Below are 18,063 nucleotides of genomic sequence, written 5' to 3'. Positions count from 1 at the left end.
TGGCCAGCCCTCGCGCCACCGGGGCGTCGCCCTGTTCGGACGACGCCCCGGTGTCGGGGAGGTCAGCGGCGGGGCCGGGACCTCAGCGGCGGAACGAGATCTGCAGCGTGGGCTGGCTGGTGCCGGCGAAGAAGTCGTTGCCCTTGTCGTCCACGACGACGAACGCGGGGAAGTCCTCGACCTCGATCCGCCAGACCGCCTCCATGCCCAGCTCGGCGTACTCCAGGACCTCGACCTTCCTGATGCAGTCCTGGGCCAGCCGGGCCGCCGGACCGCCGATCGAGCCGAGGTAGAAGCCGCCGTGCCGCTGGCAGGCGTCGGTGACCTGGCGGGAGCGGTTGCCCTTGGCCAGCATCACCATCGAGCCGCCGGCGGCCTGGAACTGCTCCACGTAGGAGTCCATCCGGCCGGCCGTGGTCGGGCCGAACGAGCCGGAGGCGAAGCCCTCCGGCGTCTTGGCCGGACCGGCGTAGTACACCGGGTGGTCCTTCATGTACTGCGGCATGGGCTCGCCGGCGTCCAGCCGCTCCTTGATCTTGGCGTGCGCGATGTCCCTGGCCACCACCAGCGGGCCGGTCAGCGACACCCGGGTCTTGACCGGGAGCTGGGACAGCGTCTGCCGGATCTCGGCCATCGGCCGGGTCAGGTCGATCCGCACGACCTCGTCGGAGAGCTGGTCGTCCCGCACGTCCGGCAGGAACCGGGCCGGGTCGCGCTCCAGCTGCTCCAGGAACACCCCGTCCGGCGTGATCTTCGCCTTGGCCTGGCGGTCGGCCGAGCAGGACACCGCGATCCCGACCGGGCAGGACGCGCCGTGCCGGGGCAGCCGGATCACCCGCACGTCGTGGCAGAAGTACTTGCCGCCGAACTGCGCGCCGATCCCGAACTGGCGCGTCATCTCCAGCACCTGCTGCTCCAGGTCCAGGTCCCGGAACGCGTGGCCCAGCGGCGAGCCCTCGGTCGGCAGCGCGTCCAGGTACCGCGCGGAGGCCAGCTTGGCGACCTTGAGGTTCTGCTCGGCGGACAACCCGCCCACGACGATCGCCAGGTGGTAGGGCGGGCAGGCGGCGGTGCCCAGGCTCCGCAGCTTCTCGTCCAGGAACCGGGCCAGCCGCGTCGGGTTCAGCAGGGCCTTGGTCTCCTGGTACAGGAACGTCTTGTTGGCGCTGCCGCCGCCCTTGGCCATGAACAGGAACTCGTACTTCGGCGCCGTGCCGGGGGCGCTGTAGAGCTCCACCTGGGCCGGCAGGTTCGTGCCGGTGTTGCGCTCATCCCAGAAGGTCACCGGAGCCATCTGCGAGTAGCGCAGGTTGAGCTGCTGGTAGGCGTCGAACACGCCGCGCGACAGCGCTTCCTCGTCCGCGCCGCCGGTGAGCACGGTCTCGCTGCGCTTGCCGATCACGATCGCGGTGCCGGTGTCCTGGCACATCGGCAGGACGCCGCCGGCGGAGATGCAGGCGTTGCGCAGCAGGTCCATCGCCACGAACCGGTCGTTCGGGCTGGCCTCCGGGTCGTCCACGATCGCCCGGAGCTGGCCGAGGTGCGAGGGCCGCAGCAGGTGCTGGATGTCCCGCACCGCCTCCCGCGCCAGCAGGGTGAGCACCTCCGGCTCCACCTCGAGGAAACGGCGGCCGGCGGCCTCGACCAGGCGCAGGCCCTCGGTGGTCACGAGGCGGTACTCGGTCTCGTCCTGGCCGAGCGGCAGCACGTCGGTGTGCTGGAACGTGGTGGTGGTGGCGGTCACGTCGCGGGCTCCCTTGCGCGCGTTCGGGTACCTGCTGGACCGTACCCCGGCCTCCCGACGCGACCGACCGGTGTCCGGTGTGATCCGCGTCGGGGCTACTCGTCGAGGTAGCGGTACCGGTCGCCGGCCGGGGCGGACTGGACGCCGCCGTCCCGGACGCGCCACTCGACGGCCCCGGTCACGTCGTCCTCCGGCGTGGCCAGGAAGAACCCGACGACCCGGTCGCCGTGATCCTCGGCGTCCTCGTCCTCGTCGGGGTCCTCGTCCTCGTCGTGCTCCGCCGGGTCCGGGTCGTCGCCGTGGTCCTCGTCGGGGTCGGTCAGCTCGTGGTCGTCCGCGAACAGTCCGCGCCGGGCGGCGGGAGCGCCCCCGAAGCCGGCGTTGTCCTCGAAGCCAGTGCCGTCCTCGAAGCCCGCGCCGTCCTCGGGATCAGCGCCGTCCTCCCCGTCGTCGGGGAGGGAGGCGGGCAGCGCCGCGATGGCCCGGAGCTGGTCGAGGAACCGGCCGATGTCCTCCGCCCGGACGTCCGCGCCGAAGAACGCGTAACTGGTCCAGCCGTAGGGGACGTCGGGGAACGCCCAGCCCGCCCCGTTCCGGTCGTCGTGGGGATCGGCGACGATCTCCCTGATCCGTTCGAGCTGGCGGTCGTCACATTCCAGCCAGCCCCTGACGGCGACGTACCTGCCCACGCTGTGATCCCCCTGTCGTGCGGGACGCGGCCCAGGGCCAGCAAACCGGAATCCCGGCCGGAAGGCACGCGGTTATCGTCGCCTGACCCGTGACACCGCACCGGAAGGGCCCGCATGACCGCCACCGACGCCCACCCCGTCCAGCGCCCCGACCGCCTGGTGAACCTGCGTGACCTCGGCGACCTGCCGACCGAGGACGGCGGACGCACCCGGCCCGGCGTGCTGTACCGCAGTGACGCGCCCCACGCCGGCGACGCGGCCCCCGACCACCTCCCGGAGTGGCCGCCCCGCGTGGTCGTGGACCTGAGGGCCCGGGTGGAGTACGACGGCGTTCCCCACCCGATGGACCGGGAGTCGGTGCGGGTGCACCGCGTCCCGCTGCTCGACGACCTGGCGGCCACGCCGCCGACGCTCCCGGTGACGCTGCCGACGTTGACCCAGATCTACGCCCATCTGTTGCACGGCTCGGGGGCCGATCTGGCGAAGGTGTTGCGCGTCGTGGCCGCCGCCGAAGGGCCCGCCCTCGTCCACTGCTCGGCGGGCAAGGACCGCACGGGCGTGTCCGTGGCGTTGCTCCTGCGCGCCGCCGGGGTGCGGCGGGACGCCGTCGTGGCGGACTACGTGCGCACCGACGCGAACATGCCGTTGGTGATGCGGCGGATGGTCGACAACCCGATGCTGCCGCCCGGGGTCGACCCGGAGGCGGTGCGCGAGCTCATGTCCGCCCCCGCGGTCGCGATCGAGACCGTGCTCGACCACGTCGACCAGCACCGGGGCGGTGTGCGCGGATGGTTGGTGGACCACGGCGCGGACGAGGCCGACCTGGCCCGGTGGACCGCCCGCATCCTCGGCTGAGCACCCTCGGCGAGGAACGGGGGAGCGGAGTTCCGCCCCGGGCGGCGGCCGGTCACACCGGCGACGCCACCCCGGGGCGACCCCGAAAAGGTCGGAAGGCCGGGCCGGCCCCCGACCGTCCCGACCTCCCGGGGGAAGCGACCGCGGAGGGTGGTGCACCGCCCGCGTCGCGTCGTCTGTCTCCAGGCCAACCTGCCGTGACCGCAGTCACAAGTCAACGCGGCCGTTCGGGTGAGTTCGCCGGCCGGTCAGCTCGCGTAGGCCCGCAGCCGCTCGGCGCGGTCGCCCTGGCGCAGCTTGGCCATGACCTCGCGCTCGATCTGGCGCACCCGCTCGCGGGAGAGCCCGAACCGCTTGCCGATCTGGTCCAGCGTCTTGGGCTGGCCGTCGTCCAGGCCGTACCGCATGCGGATCACGTGCTGCTCGCGCTCGTCGAGCGTGGCCAGCACCCGGCGCAGGTCGTCCTGGAGCAGGCCGGAGATCACCGCGTTCTCGGCGTCGGTGGCCTCGGCGTCCTCGATGAAGTCGCCCAGCGGGGCGTCCTCCTCGGCGCCGACCGGCATGTCCAGGCTCACCGGGTCCCTGGCGTGGTCGAGCAGGTCGGAGACCTTCTCCACCGCGATGCCCGACTCCCTGGCCAGCTCCTCGTGGGTGGCCTCCCTGCCGAGCTGCTGGTGCAGCTCGCGCTTGATGCGGGCGAGCTTGTTCACCTGCTCCACCAGGTGGACCGGCAGGCGGATGGTGCGGCCCTGGTCGGCCATCCCCCTGGTGATGGCCTGGCGGATCCACCACGTGGCGTACGTGGAGAACTTGTAGCCCTTGGTGTAGTCGAACTTCTCGACCGCGCGGATCAGGCCGAGGTTGCCCTCCTGGATGAGGTCCAGCAGGGGCATGCCGCGGCCGGTGTAGCGCTTGGCGAGGCTGACCACGAGCCGGAGGTTGGCCTCCAGCAGGTGGTTCTTCGCGACGCGACCGTCCCGGACGAGCTCCTCGAGCTCGGCCTGCCGCTTCGGCGGCAGCTTCCGCGCGGTCTCCAGCATGTGCTGGGCGAACACACCCGCCTCGATCCGCTTGGCCAGCTCGACCTCCTCCTCGGCGGACAGCAGCTTGGTGCGGCCGATACCGTTGAGGTAAACCCGCACCAGGTCGGCGGCGGGTCCCTGGGCGTCGAGGTCGACCTCGGCGGCGGGGTAGTCCGGGTCGAAGGCGGTGTGCGGGACGGTCATCGAGCTCCCTCCCCGAGTGCGGGCGGTAGGTGTGCGAGCGGGCGTCGCACACCGGCGCTTCGCTGCGCGGTGAGCTTCAGGCGACGCTCAACGCTGTTCGGCTGGTCATCAGGGGGAACGACCGCGATCGCGGTTTCGTTCCCGACTCTCTTTTTGCAGGACGTCGCAGCCATCACACGGGTTGCCCCACCAAGCTGAAGAAAACCTGAGAGTCGGGCCGGAGTGACTCAGACCTCCACCAGCACCGTGAACGGGCCGTCGTTCACGCTCTCCACCGCCATCATCGCGCCGAACCGCCCGGTCTCCACCCGCGCGCCGCGCAGCCGGAGCTCCGCCACCACCGCCTCGACCAGCGGTTCCGCCTCCTCCGGCCGGGCGGCCGCCGTCCACGATGGACGGCGGCCCTTCCTGGTCTCCCCGTAGAGCGTGAACTGGCTGACCACCAGGAGTGGCGCGCCGGTGGTGGCACAGGAACCCTCGTCGCGCAGCACGCGCAACTCGTGCAACTTGCGCGCCATGGTGTTCGCGTTTTCTTTGGTGTCCGAGTGAGTGACGCCGAGGAGAACGAGAAGTCCGGGTTCGTCAATCGCGCCCACCACCTCGTCGTCCACCGTCACTCTCGCGCGCGTCACGCGCGCGACCACCGCCCTCACCGCGGTTCCCCCGAGGTCGCCTCCAGCCACTCGGCGGGCACCACCATGCCGTGCCGCACCAGGTCCCGCACCGCCGTCACCGCCGCCGCGGCGAGCGCGTCCACGGGCTGGCCGTGGGCCACCGCGAGCAGCCCCACGAGGTCGGCGAGCGGGAACGCCCCGCGGCACCCCGCCAGCAACGCCGCGGCGAGTTCGTCGACCTCCTGCTGCCAGCCCGGCCCGTCCGCGCGGTGCAGGCGGCGCACCACCGTCGACCAGCCGTCGTCCGACGGCGTCGACACCTCCTCCAGCGCCACCGTCGGCGGCACCGCCAGCCGGGCGGCCAGCAGCGCGTCGTCGTCGTGCTCCCGCAACCAGCTCACCCGGTCCAGCCAGGCCACCGTCTCCGGGCCCAGCGGGTCGTCGAAGGCGTGCCGCAGGTCCTCGCAGAGCACCTCGCCGGTCGCGCCGCCGGTGCGCCGCAGCGTGACGAACCCGAACCCGACGCCCTCCACGTCGTGCTCGGCGAACCAGTCCAGCCAGGCGGCGGTCCTCGCCACCCCCTCCGGCGACCGCGGGTCCACGCCCGCGTCCCGCAGCCAGGTGCCCACGTAGAGCGCGGGGTCGGCCACGTCCCGTTGCACGAACCACGCGTCGACGCCGTCGGGAACCCAGGAGGCCACCCGCTCGCCCCAGTCCCGGCCCCGCACGTGCAGCCACGAGGCCAGCAGCTGGCCGTGCCCGCCGTCGTCGAGGTAGGCCGGGAGCTGCCGCACCACCAGCGCGCTGGCGTCGTCGCCGCCCAGCCCGGAGTCGCGGTAGACGTAGTCCACCCGCGCCGGCCCCACCACGAACGGCGGGTTGCACACGACCTGGTCGAACCGCCGGCCGCGGACCGGGCCGAACCACTCGCCCCGCAGCAGCTCCACGTCGAGCCGGTTCAGCCGGAACGTCGCGGCGGCCAGGGCGAGGGCGCGCTCGGAGACGTCGGTGGCGGTGACCCTGGCCGCGTGCCGGCTCGCGTGCAGCGCCTGCACGCCGCAGCCGGTGCCCAGGTCGAGCAGGGTGCCGACCGGGCGGCGCGCGGTGGCCCGCACCAGGCTCAGCGACGCCTGCCCGATGCCCAGCACGTGCTCGGCCGGCACCGGCCCGCCCCGCACCTCGCTGTCCAGGTCCGACACGACCCACCACGAGCCGTCGGCGTCGCCGTACGGCCGCACGTCCAGGCCCGCCCGCAGCCCGCCGTTCGCCGGGACGAGCAGGCCGGCGCTCACGGCGTCGTCGACGCCGAGCGGGACCAGCGCGGCGCGCACGGCGCTCTCCGGTTCGGTGTCGCCGAGCAGGAACAGCCGCACGAGGGTGCCCAGCGCGCCGGCGTCCCGGGAGGCCCTGCGCACCGGCTCGGGCTCGCCCCGGCTGAGGGCGGCCTGGTTCGCCGGGCCGAGCAGGTCCAGCACGCCGTCGGCGTCGTAGCCGGTGTTCTCGAACGCGTCGCGCAACCGGTCGCAGCGCTCACCGGTGAGTTGGGGCAGCATGCCGTGATCCTCACACGGGCCCGGCGAGGGCGCCGTCAGCGCGGCCGGCCGCGGCGGGGGAACGCCTCCGTTGACACCGTTCCGGGCCGTTGGTCTGATCGTCGCGCTGTCGGGACCGCTTCCGACCGCATCCCGTCCCGACGAGGAACGGAGACACCGTGACGGCACGATCCTCCGGCGGGCTGGGCCGCCGGGCACTGCTCACCTCGGCCCTCGGCGGCGTTGTGGCCCTGCCGTTCCTGCGGGCCGGAGTGGCCGGCGCGGCCGGACCGGACTCGACCGACCCGCTGGCGGCCGCGGCCTCGCCCTGGACCCTGCGCTGGAAGCCCGAGCCCGCCGAGGACGGGCTGGACGCGTTCGAGGGCGTGGAGGACGACCGCAAGAAGTCGCACCCCGGTGTGCGGCACATCTACGTCCAGGGAAACAGCTACCGCTTCGACATGCACACCCGCGACCGGGACGGGGAAGACCGGCAACGCAGCGAGGTCAAGGGAATGCGCGTCGACGACGAGAACCTCGCGATGCTGCGCGGCGAGACGTGGCGCTTCACCTACTCGATGTTCATCCCGAAGTCCCTGCGCGCCACCAGAACCTTCACGCACGTCATGCAGATGAAGAAGCCTGGGCCGGGCACCTCGCCGATCCTCGTCATGTCCCTGCGCCAGCACAGCGGCGTGCCCAAGATCGAGATGAAGGTGTTCGAGAGCGACACGCTCGTCGGGATGACCGATCTCGCGCCGTTGCAGGACAAGTGGATCGACACCGAGTTCGAGCTGCGCGTCGGCGACGGCCGCGAGGGGCAGGTGCGGTGGGTCGTCCGGGACGGTGGCCGCACGGTGCTCGACGAGCGGACGACCGGTGTGGACCTGTGGTTGGGCGACCGCGTCCGACCGAAGTGGGGCATCTACCGCTCGGTGCGCGACACCACCGGCGCGCTCCGCGACTGCCACCTGCTGATCCGGAATCTCCGGGCGTACCAACGAAAGTGAGGCATCCGGCCGGCCGTCGAGTTATCGGCGGCCGGCCGAAAGTGTTGTCCTGCCAACGAAATCCGTGACAACGGGGAACGTGTCCCCGCCAACAACAGGCGGGGCCGCGCCGAAGTCGCCGGCGATGTCAGCGCCTGGCCTCGGTGAGGCTGAACCAGTTCCCGGAATCGTCCCGGAAGACGGCCTCGACGCCGTACGGACGCTCTGCCGGCTCCTGGAGGATCGTCACCCCCTTGGCCCGCAACTCCTCCACGGCGGCGCGGCAGTCCTCCGTGCTGAAAGCGCCCGCGCCGAGCACGCCCTTGCCCACCAGCGTCCGCATCTGCTCGGCGGTCGCCTCGTCCACCATCGGCGGCGCCGGCTTGGCCAGGATGAGCTCCAGGTCCGGCTGCCCCTTCGGGCCGACGGTGAGCCAGCGCAGGCCGTCCATCGTCGCGTCGTGCCGCACCTCGAAGCCCAGGACCTTCGTGTAGAACCGCTTCGCGGAGTCCTGGTCCAGGACCCACACCGGCGCGTGCGACAGCCGAGTGATCATGTGCCTTCCCTTTCCTCGTGATCGACAGGACGACCGTAGGAGCGGGCCGGGGCGGTGCGCTTCTCCGCGATTGAGCTGTTGTCGTGCGGCCTGGTCCACATCAGGACGAAGCAGCCGGGAATCGGCGCGGGGCCGGAGCGCGTCGCCTCCTCCCGGTACCGCGAGGGCGAGATGCCCACCAGACCGGAGAAACGCGCGCTGAAGGACCCCAGACTGCTGAAGCCGACCAGGTGGCAGATCTCGGTCACGCTCAGGTTGGTGTGCCGCAACAAATCCCTGGCCCGCTCGATCCGCCGGCGGGTGAGGTACCGGCCGGGCGTCTCCCCGTACGCCGCCTGGAAACAGCGGAGGAAGTGGTGGCGCGAGCAGCCCGCGGCCGCCGCGAACGCCGCCAGGTCCAGCGGTTCGGCGTAACAGCGGTCCGCGAGATCTTTGGCGCGGCGCAGGTGGGGCAGAAGTGCGGGGTGGACGCGTGACACGCGAGGAGTATCGGCACCCGCACCGACACCGGACGGCGGGCGAGGTGGGAGCGCAGAGCGGCCCCACCTCGCCCAATCACTGACCCGTCACTTCCTGGCGGCCAACCGGGCCTCGACGACGTCCGCGGCGGCGGCCGCGCCGCCGGCCCGCCGCGTCTCGTCCCGCATCGCCAGGACCCGTTCCCGCACCGGGCCGCTGGCCGCGACCGTCAGGGCGGCCGTGCGCAGCGACTCGACGGTGACGTCCTCGGGCCGCAGCATCCGCCCGAGGCCGAGCTCCTCGACGCGCCTGGCGTTGAACTCCTGCTCCAGCATCTGCGGGATGGCCACCATCGGCACGCCGTGGTAGAGGGCTTCAATCGTGCCGCCCATGCCCGCGTGCGTGACGAACAGGCTGGCCTCGGCCAGCACCGCGAGCTGCGGGACGTGCGCGTGCACCTCGACGTTGGCCGGCGCCGGGCCGAGCGCCGCCGGGTCGAGGCGCTGGCCAATGGACAGCACGACGTGCCACGGCAGGTCGCCGAACGCCTGGAAGCACGTCCGGTAGAACTCCGGGCGCTGGTTGTAGGCCGAGCCGAGCGACACCAGGACGACCGGCCGGCCGTCCCCGGGCGCCTGCCACCCGCCCTGGAAGTCCCGGTCCCCGAGGCAGGGGCCGACGAACGCGAACTCGTCGCCGAAGGTCTCGCCCCGGTACTGGAAGGAGCGGGGGTAGAGCGCGATCCCGCCGCGCAGAACCTTCCCGAAGTGCTCCTCCGGCGACGCGGCGATGTCCAAAGAGGACAGGAGCGCGGTCAGGCGCGTGAAGTACTCGACCGTCGCGGGGTTCTCCGCGTCGTACGAGTCCATCTCGTCCTGCATCGTCCAGTGCTCGTTCATCGCGAGGTACTCCCACATGTGGATCGCGGGAACGCCCCACTTCTCCGCCAGCAACCGGCCGGCGCCCGTCGGGTCCTCGGACAGCACCACGTCGGGTCGGTCGTCACGGAACGCCGCCTCGAACTGCGGCAGCACGTTCTCGGTCTCCCTGAGGAAGAGCAACTGCCCCTCCTGGAGGTCCTCCGGCCACTCCGCGTGGGGACCGGACGGCAGGACCGAGTCGTAGGTCACCGCCGTCGCGCCGGCGGCCTCGACCCGGGGCACGAACTCCTCGGTGGTCGTGTAGCTGACGCGGTGGCCCCTGGCGGCCAGCTCGGTGACGATCCCGAGCATCGGGTTGACGTGCCCGTGCGCCGGGGCCGTCGAGACGAGGACGTGCGCCGGGCGGACGCCGTCGCGGCGCGACGAGGTGGTCGGACTGGTGCTCACGGTGCGAGCCATGGGTGAACTCTCCTGATCACGTCTGGATGTCGCGTGGTTGCCCAGAAGTCCGCATGCCGAGGAGCCAGGTGAGTGACCTGGTCACCGGACGGAGGCGGCCACGCCGGAGCGGGCGGGACCGACCGCCGGAACGGGCGGCAGCGGGAGGAAGGAGGGGACGGCGATGACGCGTCGCGCTCAGGCGACGCGGAGAACGCCGTGACCACGCGGTGTCAGTGGTACAGAACCGCGATCGGGCTGTAGAGGGAACCCATGCGGGGGAGGCTAGCCGGCGCCGGCTCCCGTGCGCATTCCCTTTACCGCGACTGGCCGTCCCCGCCACCCGCCGCCCGCGCCAACCCGGACGAACCCGACCCCCTATGGTTGCCGCGCACGCGCGGGAGGTAGGCGGAGTAGTGCCTGAGGTCGACTACTACGAGTTGCTCGGCGTCAACCGGGCGGCGTCGGCGGCGGAGATCAAGTCGGCGTACCGGTCCCTGGCCAAGGTCATGCACCCGGACGCGGGCGGCACGGCGGGCACCTTCCGCCTGCTCCGGCAGGCGTACGAGACCCTGTCCGACCCCGCGCGCCGCGCCGAGTACGACCGGCGCGGCGAGCGCCCGCCGGAGCCGGCCGCCGCGCCGAGGACCCGGTGGACCCGGCCTCGCCGGCCGAGCGGCGGACGGGCGCGGGAGTTCGGGGAGGACCCCGACTTCGTGCCCGACCCCCCGGACGTCGACGTGGACGCGATCCCCTGGTGGCGTCGCGTCAACGCCGAGGAGCGGGTCCGGTACACGCCCCACACCGGGCCGGGGCACGCCCCGATGGTGGCCGCGCTCGGCGGCGCCGTCCTGTTGTTACCGGTCCTGCTGCTGGTCGAGCTCACCCCGCTGCTGCTCGGCCTCTGGCTGCTGGTCCTGGTCGCCGCCGCGGCGCTGGTGCACCGCCTGCTCCGGGCCTACCTCACGGCCATCCGGGCCGAACGGGCGTTCGCCGCCGAGCACGACGGCCGCCGGGAGTTCGGCCAGCCCGGCCGGGAACGCGACGAGCAGGGCGAGCGGCTCACCGCGACCCTGCTGAACCGGTACCTCACCCGGCTGCCCGGCGTGCGGATCTTCCACGGCCTCGCGCTGCCGGGCTCGGTGTTCGCCGACGTCGACCACGCCGTCCTGTGCGGCCGCCGGCTCGTGCTGATCGAGTCGAAGCTGTGGCTGCCCGGGCACTACGGCGCCGACGATGCCGGCGAGCTGACCCGCAACGGCCACCTCTTCCGGGGCGGCGCCATCCGGCTGCCCGAGGCCGTGGCCCGGTACCGGGAGCTCCTGCCCGAGGTCGAGGTGCGGGGTGCCCTGCTGATCTACCCCAGCCGGGCCGGGGAGGTCACCACCGACGAGCCGGCCGACGTCCCGGCCCCGCCGATGACGCCGGAGCACTTCGTGCGCGAGGTCGGCGAGTGGCTGGCGCGCGAGCCGGCGACCGTGGACCGCGACGTGTTCCGCACCGTGCTCGACCAGGTCGTGTCCGAACCGGCCCCGGTCTGACGTCGGCCCGGTCCGGTCGTGGACCGGGCGGGTCCTGCCCGCACCCCACCGCCCGGAGAGAATGGAACCATGCCCAAGACGCTGCGCCTGACTGGCGACGCCGAGGCCGACAAGCTGCTGTCCGACGACCCGTTCGCCCTGCTCGCCGGCATGCTGCTCGACCAGCAGGTGCCGATGGAGCGTGCCTTCGCGGGGCCGAGGCTGCTCGCCGACCGGCTCGGCGGGCTCGACGTGCACCGCGTCGCGGAGATGGACCCCGACGAGTTCGCCGCCGCCTGCGCCGGTCCGCCGGCGGTCCACCGCTTCCCCGGCGCCATGGCCAAGCGGTTGCAGGCGTTGAGCCGGTACCTCGTGGAGCGCTACGACGGCCGGGTCGACGCCCTGTGGTCGGACGGGTCGCCGGACGGCGCCGAGGTGCTGCGGCGCCTGAAGGACCTGCCGGGATTCGGCGAGCAGAAGGCGAAGATCTTCCTGGCCCTGCTGGGCAAGCAGCGGGACGTGCGGCCGGCCGGCTGGCGGGAGGCCGCGGGGGCCTACGGCGAGGAGGGCGCGCGGCGCTCGATCGCCGACGTGGTCGACGAGCGGACCCTCCAGGAGGTGCGGGCCGTCAAGAAGCAGGCCAAGGCCGCGGCGAAGAAGGGCTGACCCGGTCGACGCCGCCCCCTCGGTCGGGTGATCAGTAGCACGCCGGTCGTGCGCGGAACGTCAGTGGGGCCGGGTTTCGCGGTGACCCGTCCGGTGGGACCATGGGGGAGGGAGGTGGAGTCGTGAAGGGTTCGCAGCGGGACGACACCCCGGTCCTCATCACCGAGGCGGCTCCGTCCTACGACGACCAGCACGCCGCGCGGCGCCGCAAGTACGCGATCATGATGTCGCTGCGCTTCCCGTGCCTGATCGCCGCCGGGCTCAGCTACCAGGTGCCGTGGCTGGCGCTGTTGTTCATCCTGCTCTCCGTGCCACTGCCGTGGATGGCGGTGCTCATCGCCAACGACCGCCCGCCGCGCAAGGCGGAGAAGGCGAGCTGGTTCCGGAGCCGGCGGTCGGACCGGCAGCTGGAGGGGCGCGAGCACCCGGTCATCAACAGCTGAGCCGGCGGTTCCGCCCGGTCCGCTCCGGCGGCTCCGGTTCGGTCGGCGCTGTCGTCCGGTCAGCTCGGGGGCGCGGCCAACGCCACGGCGACCTCGGCCGCCAGCGTCGCGTTGGCCAGGACCAGCGCGACGTTCGCGGCCAGGCTCGCGCCGCCGCTGTGCTCGTGGAAGTGCGCCAGCAACACCGGTGTCACGGCCTTGCCGCGCACGCCGCGCTCGCGGAGCGCCTTCTCACCTTCGGCGAGCAGGCGGTCGTGCAGGTACCGGTCCATCTCGTGCTCGGCGGGGACCGGGTTGACCAACAACACACCCGCCGAGCCGGGCACGGACGCGCGGTGCGCGGCGACGACCGACGCCGCCTCGGCAGGGCTGTCCACCCGCCACGGCACCTCCAGCCCGGAATCGCGCAGGTAGAAGGCGGGGAAGCGCTCGGTGCGGTAGCCGAGGACCGGCACCGACCGGGTCTCCAGCAGCTCCAGCGTCGCCGGCACGTCCAGCACGGACTTCACGCCCGAGCAGACCACCAGCACCGGCGTGTCGGCGAGCACGTCCAGGTCCGCCGAGACGTCCCAGGTCACCGAGGCGTCGCGGTGGACGCCGCCCAGCCCGCCGGTCGCGAAGACGCCGACGCCGGCGCGGTGCGCGAGGGACGCCGTGCCCGCCACCGTCGTCGCGCCGCTGCGGCCCAGGGCCAGCGCCGGCCCCAGGTCCCGGCGCGACAACTTGAGCAGCCCCGCGCGGCGGTCGCACACCCGGTCCAGCTCCGCCCCGGAGAGCCCGACGCGCGGCACGCCGTCCAGCACGGCGATCGTCGCCGGCACCGCCCCGGCCGCGCGCACCGCCCGTTCCAGCTCGTCGGCCACCTCCCGGTTGCGCCCCTCGGGCAGGCCGTGCGCCAGCAGGGTGCTCTCCAGCGCCACGACCGGCCGGGCCTCCGCCAGCGCCGCCGCCACCTCGTCCGCGACTCGGAGCACGTCACCACCCGCTTCCCGTGTGAGGCATCATGGATGGCGTGAGCACTGCCACCAAGACCCGTCCGGACGTCGACACCCGTCCGGAGGGCACCGACCAGACCGGGGACGACACCCCGAAGATGTTCCACTACGTGCGCAAGTCCAAGATCGCGGAGAGCGCGGTCATGGGGACGCACGTGGTCGCGCTGTGCGGTGAGGTGTTCCCGGTGACCCGCTCGCCCAAGCCCGGCTCCCCCGTGTGCCCGGAGTGCAAGCGGATCTACGAGTCGCTCCCGTCCGGCGGCGACGGCGGCGAGTGACCAGCGCTGACACCCCGACCGGGGGTGAGCGACCGGGAGGCGCTCCGCACCCGTTCCGCGTTCTCGGGTGCTCGTCTTCCTGACGGCCCCTGAGGCGCGGGCTGGCCTTCGCACGAACGAGGCCCCCAGGGCAGTGGCGGCGGTGACCGCCGAGGGCGTTCACACACCCCTGCTCCCGGGGGCCTCGTCGTGTCCCGGTGTCGGCCGGGAAGAGAGCGTCACCCCCTCGCGTGGCGCCGTGTCTCTCGTTCCGGTGATGAACGACGACCCGAGTCACTGCACGAAGCAAGGGGCGGACCAAAGGTCCGCCCCTTTTGCGTGTTCCGCCGCCGGGCCAGCGGTGACGAGCGCCCCTCTTCCCCGGTCGGGGGCGGGGCCGCCCTCCGGGTGATGTCGGGTCCACCGTCGTCCGGACCGGCGTTCACCGGCCGCATCGGCGCGTGAGGCTTCCGGGTCGTCGGGCCCGCACGACCGGTTGTCCTGGTCCGGAGGGCCTCAAGAACCCCGGCCCGCGCCCCGATGCCGATCTCAGCCGACCGGTGGTGATCTTCGGCTCGTCGCCGGCGAACAGACGCGCCCCCGGCTGCCAGCGGCCACCCCGACCGCCCGCTCAGGACGCCGCCGCCGTGGGGAGGCGCACATCCACAAGACCGGAGGAGACACATCTTGCGTCCCTGGACGAAGCGCACCTTCCACGCGGCGGTGCTGGCCGCGGGAGTCGCGGCGATGACCACGGCGATGGCCACGACGCAGGCGTCCGCGAAGCCCGACCCCGACGGTCACCACTCCGCTCCCCACCCGGCGTCGGCCACCGCCGCGCAGCCCGCCGCGCCCGCCAAGGCCACCACGCCCAGCAAGGCCCCCATCGGCGACGCGAAGAAGCCCGAGGCCAAGAAGCCTGACGCGCAGAAGCCCGCCGCGCAGAAGCCCGAGGCCACCAAGGCGGACGGGAAGAAGCCCGGCGGCGGGGCTGGCGCCAGGCCCCAGGGCCACGCCCAGAAGGACCACGACGCGTTGAGCACCGCCAACGCGGTCTCCACCACCCCCGAGGAGGTCAGGGTGGAGCTGCCGTTGGACACCTGCCACGGCCCCTACGAGCAGGCGCCCAGCAGCAAGCGGGTCCCGTGCGCGGACACCACGCTGCACGCCACGCTCCCCAACGCCCCCGTCCAGGCCGGCATGGCGGCCGCCGACACCATGGAGACCACCCTCGACAAGGCGAGCAAGCACCTCGCCCAGGAGCTGAGGAAGCGCCCGCAGTCGCCGGCCACCACCCTCAGCGGGACCGGCCACGCCCTGCGGGGCACCGCGACCGGCATCGCCCACCAGGTCCAGCAGGAGCGCCCGCTCACCGACCTGCGGCAGGTGGAGGCGGTGCTCGACGTGCTGCAGGGGCGGCCGCCCGCCGCCAGCCCCAGGTCCGCGGCGCCGGCCGAACCGCCCGGCCGACCGAAGTTCGGCGTGACCGGGGCGCTGGAGAACGTCGGCGTGCTGCAGGACGCCAACCACCTCGCGAAGCTGGAGTTCGCGCCCTACAACAGGAAGCGGCCCCAGGCCCTGGCCGCCGGCGACTACGGCGTCGAGGCCGACCTGGTGCACGGCCAGACCATCGAGCCGTTCGCGAAGCCGCTCACCCTGCCCACTTTGGACGAGGTCGACGTGCTGGAGCCGTTGCTCCGCAAGGAGGCGCTGCAGGCCCTCTCGCGCCCGGCGCCCGACCTCAACCCCGGGTCGACCAACACCCTGGGCATGTTGATGCCGATCACCAAGAACTCGTCGTCGTCGCCGAACCCGTTCGGCCCGATGATGGGCATGCCGGTCAGCGCCCCGCCCGCCCAGCCGACGCCGAGGTCCGCCGAGCCGGCCTCGGCCGAGCTGACCCCGAGGGCCGGCAAGCTGGCTCCCGGCACCCAGGCGCTGACCAACGGCTCGAACCCGGTGACGAAGCTGGTGACCAGCGCGCTGGGGCAGGTACCGATCACCAAGAGCGTCGGGCTCAAGCCGAGCGCGCCGAAGCCGGCGGCCAAGCCGGTGCAGGACGAGGACGACGACGAGAAGGACACCGAGAAGGACACCGAGACGACCGACGCCGCCGAGGCCGTCCAGACCGCGGCCGCCCCGGCCACCGGCTCCGGCACGACCGCGGGTGCGCCCGCGCCGACGGGTGGGGGAGCGGCGCCCGCCGGCGCGCCCGAGGAGAAGCCGGACGTCGCCACCTCTCCGGGCAGGCCGAAGCGCAAGCCGACCATCGACCCCGGCATCCCCGTCCACGCCTTCCAGGGCAACACCCAGGTCAACGACCTGCTGGGCCAGATCGCGTCGCCGATCACCGGCGAGGGCGGCCGGCCCCTCTGACTCAGCTGGCGGAGCGGGTGGCGACGGGCCCGGAACCCCTGGCGGTGGGTTCCGGGCCCGTCGGGTGGCGGGTGCGCGCCGCCGGTCAGCTCTCGTGGATCATCGTCCGCAGCTCGGACTCGCCGAGCCCGCCCCAGACGCCGTAGGTCTCGTGCACGCGCAGCGCGTGCCGCCGGCACTCGGTCATCACCGGGCAGCTCCGGCAGATCGCCTTGGCCCGTTCCTCCCTGGCCTGCCGGGCCGCGCCCCGCTCCCGCTCCGGGTGGAAGAACAGCGCGCTGTTCATCCCCCGACACGCGGCGTGGAGCTGCCAGTCCCAGACGTCGCTCACCGGCTTCGGCAACCTGCGAGTGTCGGCCACGACCGCCTCCTCGAGCCTGGTCCGTCGCACCGGGTGTGGTGGCGGCGCGGGCGGGGGACGCGGCTGCAGTCCGTCCCGGGCGCCGAACCCGTGCGGGTCTTCCGCGGCACCCGGAAGCGGGTGTCCCGCGCTGTCGTCCCGGTCGGGATGCCCCACCACTCGGGGGTCAAACCTGACGTGCTCTGGACCACAGAGTGATCGTCAACCCCGGATCAGGGGTCACTCGTCAGTGGGAGTCGGACGGGTCTCGCGGCGCAGCGGAACCGTGTCGTGGGTGTCGGCCGGCGACGGCGCCTGGTGCGTCCGCTCGGCGGCCCTAATCCTGGCCGCCTGCCGGCGCTGCCGCCGGGCCTGCTCGGCCTGCTCCCGCCGCAGCCGCTCGGCCGCCCGCTCCATCTCCAGCCGCCGCCAGCGCCGCCGCTCCCTGCGGGACATCCTGGCCGGCCACATCTCCTGGAGCGTGTTGTTGAAGTGCGCGCCCAGGACGATCGCGAACCCGATGAAGAACGCGAACAGCAGGAACGCGATCGGCGTCGCCAGCGCCCCGTAGGTGTAGCCGGTCCCCGTGATCCAGCTCATGTACAGCCGCAGGCCCGAGCTGGCCACCAGGAACACGACCATGGCCAGCAGCGCGCCCGGCAGGCCCCGGTGCCACGGCAGCTTCCTGGGCAACGCGACCTTGTAGAGGGTGGCCAGGGCGATCATCAGCAGCACGCCCGTCGTCGGGTAGTAGAACCGGTCGACCAGGTCCACCACGGTCGGTTGCCACGGCTCGGGGAAGACCTTGGGCAGCAGACCGGGCCCCAGCGCGAGCAGCGGCAGCACGATCACGGCCGCCACCAGGCCGACCAGGTACATCAGCAGCGCGACGATCCGCTGCCAGACGACGTTGCGGACGTTGTACTGGCCGTGCGCCACGGTGATCGCGTCGACGAACGAGGCCATGGCCGATGACCCCGCCCACAGCGACAGCACGAAGCCGATCGACGCGATCTCGCTGCGCCCCCTGGTCAGGATGTCGGCCACGGTCGGCGCGATGATCCGGTCGACCACGTCGGGCGTGAACACCGTGCGACAGAACCCGAGGATCTTGCCCCGCACCTCGTCCACGATCGTCGGCCCGAACCAGTCCCCGACGAAGCCCAGGCTGCCGAGCAACCCGAGCAGCAGCGGCGGCAGCGACAGCGTGATCCAGAACGCCGCCTCGGCCGACTCGGAGAAGATGTTGTGGTCCCACGCCCGGGACAGGGTGCGCGTGAACAGACGCAGCGGCCCACGGGGTACCGGGCTCTGCCGGGAGGCGGTGCCGCTGCGCCCGTCGTCGTTCGACCGCGGACCCATCGCGGCACAAGCATGCTGCATCCACCCTGATCCGGACAGCACGCCCCCGGCCACGTCGGCGTGTCGCGCCCGCCGACCGCGTCGCTGGGCGGGTGTGACGGGGCCGCCAGGTAGAGTGCCG

Annotated in this window: 18 protein-coding genes; 7 read left to right on the top strand and 11 right to left on the bottom strand. The window is 73.1% G+C overall.

All coding sequences use genetic code 11. The annotated features are described in order from the left end of the window. Positions 1–82 precede the first annotated feature (82 nt). Both BUE43_RS11180 and BUE43_RS11175 read right to left on the bottom strand, forming a co-directional pair. Positions 83–1,744, bottom strand: coding sequence for a fumarate hydratase (locus tag BUE43_RS11180; RefSeq protein WP_073481811.1), 1,662 nt, complete (start codon positions 1,742–1,744; stop codon positions 83–85). Positions 1,745–1,839: 95 nt separating this feature from the next. Next, complete coding sequence (locus tag BUE43_RS11175; RefSeq protein WP_073481808.1) at positions 1,840–2,433, bottom strand: hypothetical protein; 594 nt, start codon at positions 2,431–2,433, stop codon at positions 1,840–1,842. Between the two features lie 114 nt (positions 2,434–2,547). On the opposite strand from BUE43_RS11175, the gene BUE43_RS11170 reads away from it, so the two are divergent. After that, entirely contained in the window at positions 2,548–3,288 is a 741-nt protein-coding gene (locus tag BUE43_RS11170) for a tyrosine-protein phosphatase (protein ID WP_073481806.1), read from the top strand. 248 nt (positions 3,289–3,536) lie between these two features. Here BUE43_RS11170 and BUE43_RS11165 read toward each other — a convergent pair whose 3' ends face one another. From BUE43_RS11165 to BUE43_RS11155, 3 genes are all read right to left on the bottom strand, one after another. After that, complete coding sequence (locus BUE43_RS11165) at positions 3,537–4,514, bottom strand: sigma-70 family RNA polymerase sigma factor (protein ID WP_073481803.1); 978 nt, start codon at positions 4,512–4,514, stop codon at positions 3,537–3,539. Positions 4,515–4,741: 227 nt separating this feature from the next. Further along, positions 4,742–5,167, bottom strand: coding sequence for a D-aminoacyl-tRNA deacylase (gene dtd / locus BUE43_RS11160; protein WP_073481800.1), 426 nt, complete (start codon positions 5,165–5,167; stop codon positions 4,742–4,744). After that, positions 5,164–6,681 carry a DUF7782 domain-containing protein gene (locus BUE43_RS11155; RefSeq protein ID WP_073481798.1) on the bottom strand — a complete coding sequence of 506 codons (1,518 nt, stop codon included), beginning with the start codon at positions 6,679–6,681 and terminating at the stop codon, positions 5,164–5,166. Before BUE43_RS11155 ends, dtd begins: the two co-directional genes overlap by 4 nt. A gap of 158 nt (positions 6,682–6,839) precedes the next feature. Between BUE43_RS11155 and BUE43_RS11150 the strand changes: the two genes are divergently transcribed. Next, positions 6,840–7,670 carry a polysaccharide lyase family protein gene (locus BUE43_RS11150; RefSeq protein WP_200797458.1) on the top strand — a complete coding sequence of 277 codons (831 nt, stop codon included), beginning with the start codon at positions 6,840–6,842 and terminating at the stop codon, positions 7,668–7,670. A 127-nt stretch (positions 7,671–7,797) separates the two neighbouring features. On the opposite strand, the gene BUE43_RS11145 is transcribed toward BUE43_RS11150, so the two are convergent. The 3 genes from BUE43_RS11145 to BUE43_RS11135 all read right to left on the bottom strand — a co-directional run bounded on the left by BUE43_RS11145 (position 7,798) and on the right by BUE43_RS11135 (position 10,004). Beyond that, a complete protein-coding gene (locus BUE43_RS11145) occupies positions 7,798–8,205 on the bottom strand; it encodes a VOC family protein (RefSeq protein ID WP_073481795.1) in 408 nt (135 codons plus the stop codon). Next, positions 8,202–8,684 (bottom strand): helix-turn-helix transcriptional regulator, encoded by a 483-nt coding sequence (locus BUE43_RS11140; protein WP_073481792.1) that lies wholly within the window; start codon positions 8,682–8,684, stop codon positions 8,202–8,204. Before BUE43_RS11140 ends, BUE43_RS11145 begins: the two co-directional genes overlap by 4 nt. 87 nt (positions 8,685–8,771) lie before the next feature. Continuing rightward, complete coding sequence (locus BUE43_RS11135) at positions 8,772–10,004, bottom strand: macrolide family glycosyltransferase (RefSeq protein WP_073481789.1); 1,233 nt, start codon at positions 10,002–10,004, stop codon at positions 8,772–8,774. A gap of 395 nt (positions 10,005–10,399) precedes the next feature. On the opposite strand from BUE43_RS11135, the gene BUE43_RS11130 reads away from it, so the two are divergent. The 3 genes from BUE43_RS11130 to BUE43_RS11120 all read left to right on the top strand — a co-directional run bounded on the left by BUE43_RS11130 (position 10,400) and on the right by BUE43_RS11120 (position 12,612). Beyond that, positions 10,400–11,524 carry a nuclease-related domain-containing protein gene (locus BUE43_RS11130; protein WP_073481786.1) on the top strand — a complete coding sequence of 375 codons (1,125 nt, stop codon included), beginning with the start codon at positions 10,400–10,402 and terminating at the stop codon, positions 11,522–11,524. Between the two features lie 69 nt (positions 11,525–11,593). Further along, positions 11,594–12,169, top strand: a complete 576-nt coding sequence (locus BUE43_RS11125) for an HhH-GPD-type base excision DNA repair protein (RefSeq protein WP_073481783.1) — start codon at positions 11,594–11,596, stop codon at positions 12,167–12,169. 101 nt (positions 12,170–12,270) lie between these two features. Next, a complete protein-coding gene (locus BUE43_RS11120; protein ID WP_073481780.1) occupies positions 12,271–12,612 on the top strand; it encodes a DUF3099 domain-containing protein in 342 nt (113 codons plus the stop codon). A gap of 59 nt (positions 12,613–12,671) precedes the next feature. Here the strand turns inward: BUE43_RS11120 and BUE43_RS11115 are convergent, their stop codons facing one another. Next, entirely contained in the window at positions 12,672–13,586 is a 915-nt protein-coding gene (locus BUE43_RS11115; RefSeq protein WP_073481777.1) for a pseudouridine-5'-phosphate glycosidase, read from the bottom strand. Positions 13,587–13,615: 29 nt separating this feature from the next. Here BUE43_RS11115 and BUE43_RS11110 point away from each other — a divergent pair, with 29 nt between their 5' ends. Further along, positions 13,616–13,885 (top strand): DUF3039 domain-containing protein, encoded by a 270-nt coding sequence (locus tag BUE43_RS11110; RefSeq protein WP_073481775.1) that lies wholly within the window; start codon positions 13,616–13,618, stop codon positions 13,883–13,885. A gap of 666 nt (positions 13,886–14,551) precedes the next feature. Beyond that, positions 14,552–16,240: a hypothetical protein gene (locus BUE43_RS11105; protein WP_073481772.1), complete on the top strand. Its 1,689-nt coding sequence runs from the start codon at positions 14,552–14,554 to the stop codon at positions 16,238–16,240. 85 nt (positions 16,241–16,325) lie between these two features. Here BUE43_RS11105 and BUE43_RS11100 read toward each other — a convergent pair whose 3' ends face one another. Both BUE43_RS11100 and BUE43_RS11095 read right to left on the bottom strand, forming a co-directional pair. Next, positions 16,326–16,601 carry a WhiB family transcriptional regulator gene (locus BUE43_RS11100; RefSeq protein ID WP_073482637.1) on the bottom strand — a complete coding sequence of 92 codons (276 nt, stop codon included), beginning with the start codon at positions 16,599–16,601 and terminating at the stop codon, positions 16,326–16,328. A 219-nt stretch (positions 16,602–16,820) separates the two neighbouring features. Beyond that, the gene (locus tag BUE43_RS11095) at positions 16,821–17,942 is read right to left on the bottom strand and encodes a YihY/virulence factor BrkB family protein (protein WP_073481769.1); all 1,122 of its coding nucleotides are present in this window, start codon (positions 17,940–17,942) and stop codon (positions 16,821–16,823) included. Positions 17,943–18,063: the final 121 nt, after the last annotated feature.

This window comes from Streptoalloteichus hindustanus, assembly GCF_900129375.1.
GTDB classification, from domain to species: Bacteria; Actinomycetota; Actinomycetes; order Mycobacteriales; family Pseudonocardiaceae; genus Streptoalloteichus; species Streptoalloteichus hindustanus.
This window is presented reverse-complemented; position numbering and strand designations above follow the sequence as displayed.

Excerpts from the sequence above, each read along its gene's own strand:
- BUE43_RS11170 (WP_073481806.1), top strand. The coding sequence starts at position 2,548 with ATGACCGCCACCGACGCCCACCCCGTCCAGCGCCCCGACCGCCTGGTG.
- BUE43_RS11110 (WP_073481775.1), top strand. The coding sequence starts at position 13,616 with ATGGATGGCGTGAGCACTGCCACCAAGACCCGTCCGGACGTCGACACC.
- BUE43_RS11125 (WP_073481783.1), top strand. The coding sequence starts at position 11,594 with ATGCCCAAGACGCTGCGCCTGACTGGCGACGCCGAGGCCGACAAGCTG.
- BUE43_RS11120 (WP_073481780.1), top strand. The coding sequence starts at position 12,271 with ATGGGGGAGGGAGGTGGAGTCGTGAAGGGTTCGCAGCGGGACGACACC.
- BUE43_RS11165 (WP_073481803.1), bottom strand. The coding sequence starts at position 4,514 with ATGACCGTCCCGCACACCGCCTTCGACCCGGACTACCCCGCCGCCGAG.
- BUE43_RS11135 (WP_073481789.1), bottom strand. The coding sequence starts at position 10,004 with ATGGCTCGCACCGTGAGCACCAGTCCGACCACCTCGTCGCGCCGCGAC.
- BUE43_RS11095 (WP_073481769.1), bottom strand. The coding sequence starts at position 17,942 with ATGGGTCCGCGGTCGAACGACGACGGGCGCAGCGGCACCGCCTCCCGG.
- BUE43_RS11155 (WP_073481798.1), bottom strand. The coding sequence starts at position 6,681 with ATGCTGCCCCAACTCACCGGTGAGCGCTGCGACCGGTTGCGCGACGCG.
- BUE43_RS11145 (WP_073481795.1), bottom strand. The coding sequence starts at position 8,205 with ATGATCACTCGGCTGTCGCACGCGCCGGTGTGGGTCCTGGACCAGGAC.